Annotated in this window: 13 protein-coding genes and 3 tRNA genes; 5 read left to right on the plus strand and 11 right to left on the minus strand. The window is 72.5% G+C overall.

Annotation, left to right across the window (positions count from 1 at the left end; all coding sequences use genetic code 11):
• Positions 1-33 precede the first annotated feature (33 nt).
• Together ACFP1Z_RS17065 and ACFP1Z_RS17070 are read left to right on the plus strand one after the other, a co-directional pair.
• Positions 34-1,281 (plus strand): pyridoxal phosphate-dependent aminotransferase, encoded by a 1,248-nt coding sequence (locus tag ACFP1Z_RS17065; RefSeq protein ID WP_390317230.1) that lies wholly within the window; start codon positions 34-36, stop codon positions 1,279-1,281.
• Positions 1,282-1,427: 146 nt separating this feature from the next.
• Positions 1,428-2,447, plus strand: a complete 1,020-nt coding sequence (locus ACFP1Z_RS17070) for an adenosine deaminase (RefSeq protein ID WP_390317231.1) — start codon at positions 1,428-1,430, stop codon at positions 2,445-2,447.
• A gap of 552 nt (positions 2,448-2,999) precedes the next feature.
• On the opposite strand, the gene ACFP1Z_RS17075 is transcribed toward ACFP1Z_RS17070, so the two are convergent.
• The 6 genes from ACFP1Z_RS17075 to ACFP1Z_RS17100 form a co-directional block, all read right to left on the minus strand.
• On the minus strand, positions 3,000-4,055 hold the full coding sequence (locus ACFP1Z_RS17075) for a UDP-N-acetylmuramate dehydrogenase (RefSeq protein WP_390317232.1): 1,056 nt from the start codon (positions 4,053-4,055) through the stop codon (positions 3,000-3,002).
• A gap of 113 nt (positions 4,056-4,168) precedes the next feature.
• Positions 4,169-4,603 carry a MaoC family dehydratase gene (locus ACFP1Z_RS17080; protein WP_390317233.1) on the minus strand — a complete coding sequence of 145 codons (435 nt, stop codon included), beginning with the start codon at positions 4,601-4,603 and terminating at the stop codon, positions 4,169-4,171.
• Positions 4,603-5,055 (minus strand): FAS1-like dehydratase domain-containing protein, encoded by a 453-nt coding sequence (locus tag ACFP1Z_RS17085; RefSeq protein ID WP_390317234.1) that lies wholly within the window; start codon positions 5,053-5,055, stop codon positions 4,603-4,605. The genes ACFP1Z_RS17080 and ACFP1Z_RS17085 overlap by 1 nt, the downstream gene beginning before the upstream one ends.
• Positions 5,056-5,171: 116 nt before the next feature.
• On the minus strand, positions 5,172-5,336 hold the full coding sequence (rpmG, locus tag ACFP1Z_RS17090) for a 50S ribosomal protein L33 (RefSeq protein WP_004571794.1): 165 nt from the start codon (positions 5,334-5,336) through the stop codon (positions 5,172-5,174).
• Positions 5,337-5,424: 88 nt separating this feature from the next.
• Positions 5,425-5,497 (minus strand) — tRNA-Met (locus ACFP1Z_RS17095).
• Positions 5,498-5,549: 52 nt separating this feature from the next.
• Positions 5,550-5,622: transfer RNA gene (locus tag ACFP1Z_RS17100), tRNA-Thr, on the minus strand.
• A gap of 205 nt (positions 5,623-5,827) precedes the next feature.
• Between ACFP1Z_RS17100 and ACFP1Z_RS17105 the strand changes: the two genes are divergently transcribed.
• Positions 5,828-7,123 carry an amidohydrolase family protein gene (locus ACFP1Z_RS17105; protein ID WP_390317236.1) on the plus strand — a complete coding sequence of 432 codons (1,296 nt, stop codon included), beginning with the start codon at positions 5,828-5,830 and terminating at the stop codon, positions 7,121-7,123.
• Between the two features lie 42 nt (positions 7,124-7,165).
• Positions 7,166-7,831 (plus strand): NAD(P)H-binding protein, encoded by a 666-nt coding sequence (locus tag ACFP1Z_RS17110; RefSeq protein WP_390317237.1) that lies wholly within the window; start codon positions 7,166-7,168, stop codon positions 7,829-7,831.
• Positions 7,832-7,921: 90 nt separating this feature from the next.
• Here ACFP1Z_RS17110 and ACFP1Z_RS17115 read toward each other — a convergent pair.
• Positions 7,922-8,003, minus strand: a tRNA-Tyr gene (locus ACFP1Z_RS17115).
• A gap of 215 nt (positions 8,004-8,218) precedes the next feature.
• On the opposite strand from ACFP1Z_RS17115, the gene ACFP1Z_RS17120 reads away from it, so the two are divergent.
• Positions 8,219-8,707, plus strand: coding sequence for a YajQ family cyclic di-GMP-binding protein (locus ACFP1Z_RS17120; protein ID WP_390317238.1), 489 nt, complete (start codon positions 8,219-8,221; stop codon positions 8,705-8,707).
• Positions 8,708-8,801: 94 nt separating this feature from the next.
• Here the strand turns inward: ACFP1Z_RS17120 and ACFP1Z_RS17125 are convergent, their stop codons facing one another.
• The 4 genes from ACFP1Z_RS17125 to ACFP1Z_RS17140 form a co-directional block, all read right to left on the minus strand.
• Entirely contained in the window at positions 8,802-9,197 is a 396-nt protein-coding gene (locus ACFP1Z_RS17125; protein WP_390317239.1) for a YccF domain-containing protein, read from the minus strand.
• Between the two features lie 94 nt (positions 9,198-9,291).
• On the minus strand, positions 9,292-10,158 hold the full coding sequence (htpX, locus tag ACFP1Z_RS17130) for a zinc metalloprotease HtpX (RefSeq protein ID WP_390317240.1): 867 nt from the start codon (positions 10,156-10,158) through the stop codon (positions 9,292-9,294).
• A gap of 188 nt (positions 10,159-10,346) precedes the next feature.
• Complete coding sequence (locus ACFP1Z_RS17135) at positions 10,347-11,873, minus strand: NADH-quinone oxidoreductase subunit N (protein WP_390317241.1); 1,527 nt, start codon at positions 11,871-11,873, stop codon at positions 10,347-10,349.
• Positions 11,873-13,450: a complex I subunit 4 family protein gene (locus ACFP1Z_RS17140; RefSeq protein WP_390317242.1), complete on the minus strand. Its 1,578-nt coding sequence runs from the start codon at positions 13,448-13,450 to the stop codon at positions 11,873-11,875. The genes ACFP1Z_RS17135 and ACFP1Z_RS17140 overlap by 1 nt, the downstream gene beginning before the upstream one ends.
• Position 13,451 lies beyond the last annotated feature (1 nt).

A 13,451-nucleotide genomic window follows, 5' to 3' on the forward strand; every position in this document is an offset into this window, starting at 1 on the left:
CCCGCTTCGTCCCGGGTCTGCGAGCATGCCCCTATGACCTCTGCGACCCCTGAGACTTCCTCGTCCCCGTCCCCCGCCGGGCGCCGGCTCTCCGCCCGGATCTCCGCGATCTCCGAGTCCGCCACCCTCGCCGTGGACGCCAAGGCCAAGGCCCTCAAGGCCGCGGGCCGCCCGGTGATCGGCTTCGGCGCGGGCGAGCCCGACTTCCCGACGCCGGACTACATCGTCGAGGCCGCGGTCGAGGCCTGCCGCGACCCGCGCTTCCACCGCTACACCCCGGCCGGCGGGCTGCCCGAGCTGAAGGCCGCGATCGCCGCCAAGACCAAGCGCGACTCCGGCTACGAGGTCGAGCCCTCGCAGGTGCTCGTCACCAACGGCGGCAAGCAGGCCATCTACGAGGCGTTCGCCGCGATCGTCGACCCGGGCGACGAGGTCATCGTGCCCGCCCCGTACTGGACCACCTACCCCGAGTCGATCCGCCTGGCCGGCGGTGTCCCGGTCGAGGTCGTCGCCGACGAGACCACCGGCTACCGGGTCTCCGTCGAGCAGCTGGAGGCGGCCCGCACCGAGCGCACGAAGGTGCTGGTGTTCGTCTCCCCCTCCAACCCCACCGGCGCCGTCTACAGCCGCGAGCAGATCGAGGAGATCGGCCGCTGGGCCGCCGAGCACGGCCTGTGGGTGCTGACCGACGAGATCTACGAGCACCTGGTCTACGGCGACGCCGAGTTCGCCTCGCTGCCCGTGGTGGTGCCGCAGCTGCGCGACAAGTGCGTCGTCGTCAACGGCGTCGCGAAGACGTACGCGATGACCGGCTGGCGCGTGGGCTGGGTCATCGGCCCGCAGGACGTCGTCAAGGCCGCGACCAACCTGCAGTCGCACGCCACCTCCAACGTCTCCAACGTCGCGCAGATGGCCGCGCTGGCCGCCGTCTCCGGCGATCTGAAGGCCGTCGAGGAGATGAAGGTCGCCTTCGACCGCCGCCGCCGGACGATCGTGCGCATGCTCAACGAGATCGAGGGCGTCTACTGCCCCGAGCCCGAGGGCGCCTTCTACGCCTACCCATCGGTCAAGGAGCTGCTCGGCAAGGAGATCCGGGGCAAGCGGCCCGCGACCTCCGTCGAGCTCGCCGCGCTGATCCTGGAGGAGGCCGAGGTCGCGGTCGTCCCGGGCGAGGCCTTCGGCACGCCGGGCTATCTGCGGCTGTCCTACGCGCTGGGCGACGAGGACCTGGTGGAGGGCGTCTCCCGGATCCAGAAGCTGCTCGCCGAGGCCAAGGCCTGAGCCACAGCCTGAGCCGGGGCCTGGAAAAGGCCCGGCGTTCCCTGCGGGTCCCCGGTGCGTGCCGGGGACCCGCAGGCGTATTCGGGTGGTTCTCCGATAGGAGAAAGTCCCTTCCGGTTGTCCCGGAGGTGAGGCAAGATCCCAAGATGGAGAGTGTTCGCGACGTACGCCTGCTGCCGAAGGCCCATCTGCATCTGCACTTCACCGGGTCCATGCGCCCCTCGACCCTGCTCGAACTCGCCGACAAGTACGGGGTGCACCTGCCCGAGGCGCTCAGCGGCGGGGAGCCGCCGAGACTGCGGGCCACGGACGAGCGCGGCTGGTTCCGCTTCCAGCGGCTGTACGACATCGCCCGCTCGTGCCTGCGCTCCCCCGAGGACATCCGGCGGCTGGTGCGCGAGGCCGCCGAGGAGGACGTGCGCGACGGCTCCGGCTGGCTGGAGATCCAGGTCGACCCCACCTCGTACGCGCCCCGGCTGGGCGGGCTGATCCCCGCGCTGGAGATCATCCTGGACGCGGTGGAGAGCGCTTCCCGCGAGACCGGGCTCGGTATGCGCGTCCTGGTCGCGGCGAACCGGATGAAGCACCCCCTGGAGGCCCGTACGCTCGCGCGGCTCGCGGTGCGCTACGCCGACCGCGGCGTCGTCGGCTTCGGGCTCTCCAACGACGAACGGCGCGGTCTGGCCCGGGACTTCGACCGCGCCTTCGAGATCGCCCGGCAGGGCGGGCTGCTCGCCGCCCCGCACGGCGGCGAGCTGTCCGGCCCGAGCAGCGTGCGCGACTGCCTGGACGACCTGCACGCGGGCCGGGTGGGCCACGGGGTACGGGCCGCCGAGGACCCCCGGCTGCTGCGACGGCTCGCCGAACGCGGGGTGACCTGCGAGGTGTGCCCCTCGTCCAATGTCGCCCTCGGCGTCTACGACAAGCCCGCGGACGTACCGCTGCGGACCCTGTTCGACGCCGGGGTGCCGATAGCGCTGGGCGCCGACGACCCGCTGCTGTTCGGCTCCCGCCTGGCCGCCCAGTACGAACTCGCCCGCGAGCACCACGGGTTCACGGACGAGGGCCTCGCGGAACTGGCCCGCCAGTCGATCCGCGCCTCCCGGGCCCCGCAGGACGTGCGCGAACGACTGCTGGCGGGCGTGGACGGCTGGCTCGCGGCCTAACGAGCGGCTCAGCGGGCCGCTGACGGGCGCACGGCCCGGACGGCGCTCCGATACGGGCGCGGGGCCCCGGCGAGCGCCGGTCGCGGCAGCATGGGCCCGGGCGTCCACCGCCGGGACGGCGCTCCGGTTCCAGGGGGACGTACCCGGCCCGTGCCGGAGATCAGAGCCGGACGGCACTCCGATACGGGCGCGGGGGCCCGACGGACGCCGGTCGCGGCAACGGGAGCCCGGGCGGCCGCCACCGGGACAGCGCTCCGGTTCCAGGGGACGTACCCGACCCGTGCCGGAGGCCAGAGCCGGACGGCACTCCGGTACGAGCGCGGGGCCCCGACGGGCGCTGGTCGCGGTAACGGGAGCCCGGGCATCCACCGCCGGGACAGCACTCCGGTTCCGCGGGACGTCCCCCGCCCGTGCCCGAGGCCAGAGCCGGACTGCGCTCCGATACGGGCGCGGGAGCCCCCGGCGGGCGCCGGTCGCGACACCGGGAGCCCGAGCGTCCACCGCCGGGACAGCGCCCCGGTTCCGGGGGACGTCCCCCGCCCGTGCCGGAGGCTAGAGGTGGACGCCCACCGTCACCGGCTCGTTGACGAGCGTCACCCCGAACGCCTCGCGGACGCCCTCGCGGACCTCGCGGGCCAGGGTGAGGAGGTCCTCGGTGGTGGCCGCGCCGCGGTTGGTCAGGGCGAGGGTGTGTTTGGTGGAGATCCGGGCCGGGCCGGTGCCGTAGCCCTTGGTGAAGCCGGCCTTGTCGATGAGCCAGGCCGCCGAGGTCTTCACCAGGCCGTCGCCCGCCGGGTAGCCGGGCGGGGCGACGTCCGCGCCGAGCCGTTCGGCGACGCGGGCCAGGAAGGCGGCGTGCTCGGCCTCGGTGAGCACCGGGTTGGTGAAGAACGAGCCCGCCGACCACGTGTCGTGGTCCTCCGGGTCGAGGACCATGCCCTTGCCGGACCGCAGCTTCAGCACCGTCTCGCGGGCCGCCGCCACCGGCACCCGCTCCCCGGCCCGAACACCCAGCGCGCGGGCGGTCTCCGCGTACCTCAGGGGGCCGGACATCCCGCCCGCGTCCTCCAGCTCGAAGCGGACGCGCAGCACCACGTAGCGGTCGGGGTCCTGCTTGAAGCGGCTGTGGCGGTAGGAGAAGGCGCAGTCCTCGTTCGGGATCACCACGGTCCCGCCGGTACGGCGGTCGTAGGCGACCACCTCGGTGATCGTCGCCGAGACGTCCTGGCCGTACGCGCCGACGTTCTGGATCGGTGTCGCGCCGGCGGAGCCGGGGATGCCGGCCAGGCACTCGATGCCCGCCAGGCCCGCCTCGACGACGCGGGCCACGGCGTCGGACCAGTTCTCGCCGGCGGCGAGTTCGAGCCGGGTGCCGTCCAGGGCGAAGCCGCGGGTGGCGATGTGCAGGGCCGTGCCCTCGAAGCCCCTGTCGGAGATCACGAGGTTGCTGCCGCCGCCGATGACCAGCAGCGGGGTGCCGGCGGCGTCGGCTTCGCGGACGGCCGCGACCACCTCGTCGTCGGTGGTGGCCGTGACCAGCCGGGTCGCGGGACCGCCGAGCCGGAAGGTGGTCAGGGGGGCGAGGGGAGCGTCGTGGAGTTCCTGCACGGGCACAAGGGTACGGTTCCGCGGTGCCCGCCCCCGGACGCGGTAAGGGGCGCCCCACACTGGAGGGCGCCCCTTACCGTCTCACTCGTCGCGTGCGGCCGCGTACGTCCGCGTCAGGCGAGCCTGACCACCGCGCGGGACATGCCCAGCACCTTCTCGCCGGCGCTCTTGGCCAGCAGGTCGACGCGGACCGTACGGGCCTCGTCGTCGAGCTTGGCCGCGACCTTGGCGCTGACCTCGATGACCGCGCCCTTGTCGTCGTCGGGCACGACGACCGGCTTGGTGAAGCGCACCCCGTACTCGACGAGCGCCCCGGGGTCGCCCGCCCAGTCGGTCACCACGCGCACCGCCTCGGCCATCGTGAACATGCCGTGCGCGATGACGTCCGGCAGCCCGACCTCCTTGGCGAACCTCTCGTTCCAGTGGATCGGGTTGAAGTCGCCCGAGGCGCCCGCGTAGCGCACCAGGTCGGCCCGGGTGACCGGGAAGGTCCGCGCCGGCAGCTCGGTGCCGACCGTGACGTCCTCGTAGGAAACCTTGGCAGCCATCAGCCCTCCTCGGCGGCGCGGGAGACCAGCAGGGTATGGGCGGTCACGACGAGCTCCCCGCTCTCGTCGTGCACATCACCGCGGACCGAGACCAGGTCGTTGCCCGCCACGGACTTCACGGACTCGATCGTCGAGATCACCGACAGCCGGTCACCGGCGCGCACCGGACGGGTGTAGGCGAACTTCTGGTCGCCGTGCACGACCCGGTCGTAGTCCAGGCCCAGCTGCGGGTCCTGCACGACCTGCTCGGCGGCCTTGAACGTGATGGCGAACACAAAAGTCGGCGGGGCGATCACATCCGGGTGGCCGAGCGCCTTGGCGGCCTCGGGATCGGTGTACACCGGATTGGCATCGCCGACGGCCACGGCGAATTCACGGATCTTCTCCCGGCCGACCTCATAGGGGTCACTGGCCGGATAGGTCCGTCCGACGAAGGACTGGTCGAGCGCCATGGCTCGGTACCTCCTGAGTGGACAAGGTGAGCAGACACCAGGACGGTACAGGCAGACCGAATGCCGCGAGGCCGCCCCCGGGAATCGGGGACGGCCTCACTGACGAGCTTGTTAAGTCAGCGCGTCTCGCGGTGCGCGGTGTGCGCGTTGCAACGCGGGCAGTGCTTCTTCATCTCAAGACGATCCGGGTCGTTGCGCCGGTTCTTCTTGGTGATGTAGTTCCGCTCCTTGCACTCCACGCAGGCCAGCGTGATCTTCGGGCGGACGTCGGTGGCAGCCACGTGAGTGCTCCTTGACGCGGATGGACGAATGGAACGCAGACAAGAGTAGCCGACCGGAGGGACCGACCCCACAATCGGCTACTGTGTGTAGCGGTGACCGGACTTGAACCGGTGACACAGCGATTATGAGCCGCTTGCTCTACCGACTGAGCTACACCGCTGAGATGCGGGAGATGCTCCCCACCCTAAGGCGGGGAACCCCTCTCACACCAGAGCCCCAAAACGGAATCGAACCGTTGACCTTCTCCTTACCATGGAGACGCTCTGCCGACTGAGCTATTGGGGCGAGCGAGGAAGACATTACACGGTTGGCCGCCGAAGGTGAAATCCACGTCCGGACGGCGCCCCGGCACCCCCTCCGGACAGCCCTCGCACCACACCCGCACCACACCAGTACGACTATTCGTCGCTTGCTCGAAGCGGTTCCGAACGCGCCCTAGGCTCGGACCACGCTGCGTGATCATGCACGCCCCGGCCCCCGGAGGAGCGCGATGCCCGACAGCCAGCCGCAGCCCCCCAGACACCACGGCGACGAGCCCGTCCCGTCCGCCGCCGTACCCGCACTCCCGCCCGGCGGCCTGCCCGACGACGGCGTCCTGGTGCTGTGCGGCGCCCGGCTCGCCGACGGCCGCACCGTGGACGTCCGCCTCAGCGGCGGCCGGATCGAGGCCGTCGGCACCGCCGGCAGCCTGGTCCCCGGCCCCCGCGTGGACCTCAGCGGCTATCTCCTGCTGCCCGCCCCCGCCGAACCGCACGCCCACGGCGACACCGCCCTGACCGCCGACTCCGCCGGCCCCGTCTCCCGCGCCGCCGAGGACGTCCAGCGGCGCGCCACCGAGGCCGCGCTGCTGCAGCTCGGGCACGGCGCGACCGCACTGCGCTGCCACGTACGCATCGGCGACGTCCAGGGCCTGCGCCCCCTGGAGGCCGTCCTGCGGGCCCGGCGCGCGCTGCGCGGCCTGACCGACCTGAGCACCGTCGCCGTCCCCCGGCTGCTCACCGGCGCCGCGGGCGCCGACAGCCTGGCCATGCTCAAGGACGCCGTCAAAATGGGGGCCGCGGTGGGGGGTTGCCCCGATCTGGACCCCGATCCCGCCGGCTACACCGAGACGGTCCTGGACCTCGCCGCCGAGTACGGCTGCGCCGTCGACCTGCACACCGACGGCGACGACCCCGCCCGGCTCGCGCGCCTCGCGGCCATGGCCGGCGGGCTGCGCACCGGCGTCACGCTCGGCCCCTGCGGGGGCCTGGCCCGGCTGCCGCACGAGGCCGCCGCCCGCGTCGCCGAGCAGCTCGCGGCCGCCGGAGTGACCGTCGTGTGCCTGCCGCAGGGCGACTGCGGGGCGATGGAACAGCGCGCGGAACCCGTCTCGCGCTGCGCGCCGGTACGGCTGCTGCGGGCCGCCGGAGTACGGGTGACGGCGGGCAGCGGCGCGGTGCGCGACGCCGCCAACCCCGTGGGCCGCGGCGACCCGTTGGAGGCCGCCTTCCTGCTCGCCTCGCGCGGCGAACTGCGCCCCGACGAGGCCTACGAGACCGTCAGCGCGCGGGCGCGGGCGGCGATGGGGCTGCCGCAGGTGCGGGTGGAGGCGGGCTTCCCGGCGGAGCTGCTGGCCGTACGGGGCGAGCGCATCGAGGGCGTACTCTCCCTCGCCTACAGCCGCCTGGTGGTGCATCAGGGGCGCGTCGTGGCCCGTACGAGCGCGGTGCGCGAGTTCTGCGACTCCTCGGCCGTGGCCGCGCTCGAACTGCCCCGGCAGGCCGCGCGCGGCGGCGAGCCCTCGTAGCGCCCTCCTGTGCGATCACCGCGAGCGGCGTACGGTCGGATCATGCGCATTGTCATCGCTGGTGGACACGGCAGGATCGCGCTGCGGCTGGAACGGCTGCTGCACGCGCGGGGGGACGAGGTCGCGGGCATCATCCGCAGACCGGAACAGGCGGGCGACCTGCTCGCGGCAGGGGCCGAACCGGTCGTGATCGACCTGGAGTCGGCGTCCGTCGCCGACGTCGCACGGCATCTGGAGTCCGCCGACGCGGCCGTCTTCGCGGCCGGCGCGGGGCCGGGCAGCGGGGCCGCGCGCAAGGACACCGTCGACCGCGCCGCCGCCGTCCTCTTCGCGGACGCCGCCGAGGCCGCCGGGGTGCGGCGCTTCCTCGTCGTCTCCGCGATGGGCGCCGACCACGAGCCGCCGCCGGGCACCGACCCGGTCTTCGCCGCCTATCTGCGCGCCAAGGGCGCGGCCGACGCGGACGTACGCGCACGCGCGGGCCTCGACTGGACGGTCCTGCGCCCCGGCCGGCTCACCGACGGACCCGGTACGGGCCTGGTCGCGCTGGCCGCGAGCACCGGCCGCGGCGAGGTGACCCGCGACGACGTCGCGGCCGTCCTGCTCGCGCTGCTGGACGAGCCGGCCACGGCGGGCCGCACCCTGGAGCTGACCGGCGGGGAGACGCCGGTGGACGAGGCGGTCAAGGGCGCGGTCGCGGCCGGATAGCGGCGGGCGGCCCGGTGCCCCCGACAACGGGCCGGCAACGCGCCGACAACGAAAAGGACCCCTGACCGTGAGGTCAGGGGTCCTTGTCCGTGGCGGCGCCAGGATTCGAACCTGGGTAGGCTAAGCCGACGGATTTACAGTCCGCTCCCATTGGCCACTCGGGCACACCGCCATGGGTTCGTCGCTCCGTACGCCCTTGCGAGGCGTTCCGTGGCAACGACGTAAACCATACCCGATGACCTGGGGTGCTCCGCCACTCGGTTCGCCGCCCCGCCCCGCGGCCCCGGGTGGCTAGGCTGACGCAAGCGGCACCCGGCCCTCCGGCCCGTACCGGGGTCCCCCGGGCCGCACCCCCTGATGGATCTACGTACGAGGAGCCAACTCAATATGGCCGACTCCAGTTTCGACATCGTCTCGAAGGTCGAGCGGCAGGAGGTCGACAACGCCCTCAACCAGGCCGCCAAGGAGATCTCGACGCGCTACGACTTCAAGGGCGCCGACGCCTCGATCGCGTGGTCCGGCGAGAAGATCGAGATGCGCGCCAACGGCGAGGAGCGGGTCAAGGCCGTTCTCGACATCTTCCAGTCCAAGCTGATCAAGCGCGGTATCTCGCTGAAGGCGCTGGAGACGGGAGAGCCGCAGCTCTCGGGCAAGGAATACAAGATCTTCGCGACGGTCCAGGAGGGCATCTCCCAGGAGAACGCGAAGAAGGTCTCCAAGATCATCCGCGACGAGGGCCCCAAGGGCGTCAAGGCCCAGATCCAGGGCGACGAGCTGCGCGTCAGCTCCAAGAGCCGGGACGACCTGCAGGCCGTCATCGCCCTGCTGAAGGGCAAGGACCTGGACTTCGCGATCCAGTTCGTCAACTACCGCTGAATGCGGGCCTTTTGGGGCCCGTCCGAGCGCGGAACCGAAGGGGCGCCGGGGAGTTGTTCCCCGGCGCCCCTTCGGTATTCCACTGCTCCGTGGATCACCAGCCGTTTCCGAACCGCTGGTCCGTCGGGACGATTTCACGGCCGAGCGGCATCAGGGAAACCGGGATCAGCTTGAAGTTCGCGATGCCCAGCGGGATACCGATGATCGTGCAGCACAGGGCGATACCCGTCACGATGTGGCCGAGCGTCAGCCACCAGCCGGCGACGATGATCCAGATGATGTTTCCGATGCAGGAACCGGCGCCCGCGTCGCGCCGCTCGACGGTCGTCCGGCCGAAGGGCCACAGGGCGAAGTTGGCGATGCGGAAGCTGGCGATGCCAAAAGGAATGGTGATGATGAGCACGCAGCAGATGAGGCCCGCGACGACGTAGCCGACCGCCATCCAGAAGCCACAGAGAACCAGCCAGATGACATTCAGGACGAACTTCATGGTCGACAGCCTTCCGGGTCGGGCACACTTCTGACCGCTGAGACGACGGCACACCCCTCAACGGTTGCCGGGCCGCGGAAGGCACGGCCCCGCCCTACCGCCGCCCCTGGCCCGCCATGTTCTCCAGGCGGGTGATGCGTTCGGCCATGGGCGGGTGGGTGGAGAAGAGCTTGGACAGGCCCTCGCCCGCGCGGAAGGGGTTCGCGATCATCATGTGGCTCGCGGTCTCGATGCGGGGCTCGGGCGGCAACGGGGCGCGCTGGGTGCCCAGTTCGAGCTTGCGCAGGGCGGAGGCGAGGGCGAGGGGGTCGCCGGTGAGGCGGGCGCCGGAGGCGTCGGCCTCGTACTCGCGGGAGCGGCTGACGGCGAGCTGGATGAGGGAGGCGGCGACCGGACCCAGCAGCATGATCATGATCATGCCGATGATGCCGGGGCCCTCGTCGTCGTCGGAGCGGCCGAAGGGCACCAGCCAGGCGAAGTTGACCAGGAACATCACCACGGAGGCGAGGGCGCCCGCGACGGAGGAGATGAGGATGTCGCGGTTGTAGACGTGGCTGAGCTCGTGGCCGATGACGCCGCGCAGTTCGCGCTCGTCGAGCAGGCGCAGGATGCCGTCGGTGCAGCAGACGGCGGCGTGGCGCGGGTTGCGGCCGGTGGCGAAGGCGTTGGGGGCCTCGGTGGGGGAGATGTAGAGCCGGGGCATGGGCTGGCGGGCGGCGGTGGAGAGCTCGCGCACCATGCGGTAGAGGTGCGGGGCCTCGAACTCGCTGACGGGGCGGGCGCGCATGGCGCGCAGCGCGATCCTGTCGCTGTTCCAGTAGGCGTAGGCGTTGGTGCCGAGGGCGACGAGGACGGCGACGACCAGGCCCCCGCGTCCGAAGAAGCTGCCGATGACGATGATGAGCGCGGACAGTCCTCCGAGGAGGACGGCGGTCCTGAGCCCGTTGTGCCGGCGGTGCACGGTACGCCCTCCAAGTGGTGCGGCAGGGGAACCCTTTGCCTGGCTCTTCCACGCGTTTCCCGGTGGAGTCTCCAGTGGAACCTTCCGAACCGGTCAACGCCAGACGGGGGCTCCGGGTTCCCTGGTGCGACGGGCCGTACGGGTGAGACGGCCCGCCGGCCCGCCGGCCCGCCGGCCCGTGCCCCCGGCTACAGCAGCGCCCGGGAGGCGAAGCGCAGGACGAGTTCGGGGGCGCCGGAGAGGGCCACGCCGAGGGCGGCCGCGAGGCTGATGGCGCAGGCCAGCGGTGCGGGGACGCGCGCGGGGCGCTCCTGTACGGGCTCCTGGGGCTCCCCGGGAACCGCGGTGGCCGGGGCCGGGCGGAAGAGGAGAGCCGTCCACTGCAGGTAGTAGTAGAGCGCGATCACGACGTTGACGGCCATGACGGCCGCGAGCCAGCCCAGGCCCGCGTCGAGGGCCGTGCGGAAGACGGTGACCTTCGCGAACAGGCCGATGACGCCCGGCGGCAGACCGGCCAGGCACAGCAGGAAGAAGCCGAGGGCGAGGGCGACGAGCGGGCGCCGGGCGGCCAGTCCCCGGTAGTCGTCGAGGCGGTGGGCGGGGCGGGTGCGGGCGACGAGCGCGGCGACACCGAAGGCGCCCAGGTTGACGGCCGCGTACATCAGCGCGTACGCGACAGTCGAGCCGATGGCGACCGCCGGGTCCTCGGTGTACCCGGCGGCGGCGAGCGGCACCAGCAGGTAGCCGGCCTGGCCGACGGAGGACCAGGCGAGGAGGCGGACGGCGCTGTGCCGGCGGTCGGGGCGCTGGCGCAGCGCGGCGGCGTTGCCGATGGTCATGGTCAGCGCGGCGAGTACGGCGAGCGCGGGCGCCCACACGTCGGCGTGCGAGGGGAAGGCGACGACCGTCACGAGCACGAGGCCGGTGAAGCCGACGGCCTTGCCGACGACGGACAGGTAGGCGGCGACGGGCAGGGGCGCGCCCACGTAGGTGTCGGGCACCCAGAAGTGGAAGGGCACGGCCGCCGTCTTGAAGGCGAAGCCGACGAGGGTGAGCGCGACGCCCGTTCCGGCGAGGGTGGTCAGGCGCGGGTCGACGCGGGTGAGGCCGTCGGCGACCTCGGTCAGGTGCAGGCTGCCGGTGGCCGCGTAGACGAAGCTGACGCCGAGGAGGGTGACGGCGGTCGCGGTGACCGAGGAGAGGAAGAACTTCAGGGCCGCCTCGGAGGAGCGGGCGTCGCCGCGCTTGAGGCCGACGAGGGCGAAGGCGGGCAGGGAGGCGACTTCCAGGGCGATGACGAGGGTGGCCAGGTCGCGGGAGGCGGGCAGCAGGGCGGCGCCGGCGGCGGAGGACAGCAGCAGGAACCAGAACTCCCCGGCGGGGAGCGCGAAGTCGACGATGTCGCCGACGGACAGCAGGGCCGTCAGCAGGGCGCCGCCGAGCACCAGGAACTGGATGACGAGCGTGAAGTGGTCGGCGCTGTAGCTGCACGCGCCGCCCTCGCCGGTGAGGCAGAAGGTGGAGCGGTCGCCGTCCAGCAGCGGCAGCAGGCACAGTCCGGCCAGGACGAGCCCGGCGGTGGCGATGACGCCCAGGAGCGGCTTCTTCCCCTCGGGCAGGAAGAGGTCGGCGACGAGGACGGCGAGGGCCGCCACGGCGGTGACGGTGGGCGGGGCGATCGCGAGCCAGTCGACGGACTGGACCAGGGAGCCCATCAGTTGCCTCCGAGGAGCTGCTGTACGGCCGGGTCGGTGAGGCCGAGGAGGGCGGCGGGCCAGAGCCCGGCGAGGACGGTGAGGGCGACGAGCGGGGTCCAGGCGGCGAACTCGTGGCCGTGGACGTCGGCGAGCCGCGGGCCGTGGTGGAACTCGGCGGGGATCCCGCCGTCGCCGCCCATGCACACGCGCCGTACGACGGCCAGCAGGTAGGCGGCGGTCAGCAGGGTGCCGAAGGCGGCCAGGGCCATGAAGACGAGGAAGGCGGGGCGGCTGAGCCCGTCGGCGGGCCGGTACGAGCCGAGGATCGCCAGCATCTCGCCCCAGAACCCGGCGAGTCCGGGCAGTCCGAGGGAGGCGACCGCGCCGAAGGCGAGCAGTCCGCCCAGGCGCGGGGCGCGGCCGTAGAGGGCGGCGCCGGTGGCCCCGGCGAGGGTGTCCAGGTCGCTGGTGCCCAGGCGGTCCTTGACGCCGCCGACGAGGAAGAACAGCAGGCCGGTGATCAGTCCGTGGGCGACGTTGGCGAACAGGGCGCCGTTGACGCCGGTCGGGGTCATGGTCGCGATGCCGAGCAGGACGAAGCCCATGTGTCCGACGGAGGAGTAGGCGATCAGCCGTTTGAGGTCGCCGCCCTGTCCCCGGCGGGCGAGGGAGAGGCAGACCAGGGAGCCGTAGACGATGCCGGTCACCGCGAACGCGGCGAGGTAGGGCGCGAAGGTGTGGGCGCCGTCGGGGGCGACGGGCAGCACGATGCGGACGAAGCCGTAGGTGCCCATCTTCAGCAGGACGCCCGCGAGCAGCACCGAGCCGACGGTGGGGGCGGCGGTGTGGGCGTCGGGCAGCCAGGTGTGCAGGGGCCACATGGGGGCCTTGACGGCCAGTCCGAGGCCGATGGCGAGAACGGCGATGACCTGCACGGAATGGCTGAGGCCCGCCCCATTGTCAGTGGCGAGTGCCACCATGTCGAAGGTGCCGCCCTTGATCCCGACGAGGAGGAGGCCGAGCAGCATCACGACGGAGCCGAGCACGGTGTAGAGGATGAACCGCCAGGCGGCGCGCTCGCGGTTCTCGCCGCCCCAGCGGGCGATGAGGAAGTACATCGGGACGAGCACGGTCTCGAACGCCAGGAAGAACAGCACGAGGTCGAGCACGGCGAAGCTGGCGAGGGTGCCGCACTCCAGCAGGAGCAGCAGCGCGACGAACGCCTTCGGGGACGGGCCGGAGGGCACGCGGAAGTAGGAGTACAGCGCGCACAGGAAGGTCAGCAGTGCCGTCAGCAGCAGGAGGGGGAGCGAGACGCCGTCCACGCCGAGATGGAGGCGGATGCCGAGGGCGGGGATCCAGCTGACGTCGGTGGTGGCCTGCATGCGCGCCGGGTCGTCGTGGTCGAAGCCGGCGGCGAGGGCGGCGGTCAGGGCGAGCACGGCGCCGGTGACGGTGACGCCGTGCCGCAGCACGGCCTGTTCGGGGCTGCGGCCCTTCAGTCCGGGCGGGGCCGGCAGCAGGGCGGAGGCGGCACCGACGAGGGGGAGCACGACGAGCGCGAGGAGGAGGTACTGCATCACGGAATCACTCATG

Source organism: Streptomyces gamaensis (genome assembly GCF_042656465.1).
GTDB lineage: Bacteria > Actinomycetota > Actinomycetes > Streptomycetales > Streptomycetaceae > Streptomyces > Streptomyces gamaensis.

Coding starts and splice junctions, on each gene's coding strand:
- ACFP1Z_RS17065 (WP_390317230.1), top strand. CDS start 34: ATGACCTCTGCGACCCCTGAGACTTCCTCGTCCCCGTCCCCCGCCGGG.
- ACFP1Z_RS17070 (WP_390317231.1), top strand. CDS start 1,428: ATGGAGAGTGTTCGCGACGTACGCCTGCTGCCGAAGGCCCATCTGCAT.
- ACFP1Z_RS17080 (WP_390317233.1), bottom strand. CDS start 4,603: ATGGCTGCCAAGGTTTCCTACGAGGACGTCACGGTCGGCACCGAGCTG.
- ACFP1Z_RS17085 (WP_390317234.1), bottom strand. CDS start 5,055: ATGGCGCTCGACCAGTCCTTCGTCGGACGGACCTATCCGGCCAGTGAC.
- ACFP1Z_RS17105 (WP_390317236.1), top strand. CDS start 5,828: ATGCCCGACAGCCAGCCGCAGCCCCCCAGACACCACGGCGACGAGCCC.
- ACFP1Z_RS17110 (WP_390317237.1), top strand. CDS start 7,166: ATGCGCATTGTCATCGCTGGTGGACACGGCAGGATCGCGCTGCGGCTG.
- ACFP1Z_RS17120 (WP_390317238.1), top strand. CDS start 8,219: ATGGCCGACTCCAGTTTCGACATCGTCTCGAAGGTCGAGCGGCAGGAG.
- ACFP1Z_RS17125 (WP_390317239.1), bottom strand. CDS start 9,197: ATGAAGTTCGTCCTGAATGTCATCTGGCTGGTTCTCTGTGGCTTCTGG.
- ACFP1Z_RS17135 (WP_390317241.1), bottom strand. CDS start 11,873: ATGGGCTCCCTGGTCCAGTCCGTCGACTGGCTCGCGATCGCCCCGCCC.
- ACFP1Z_RS17140 (WP_390317242.1), bottom strand. CDS start 13,450: ATGAGTGATTCCGTGATGCAGTACCTCCTCCTCGCGCTCGTCGTGCTC.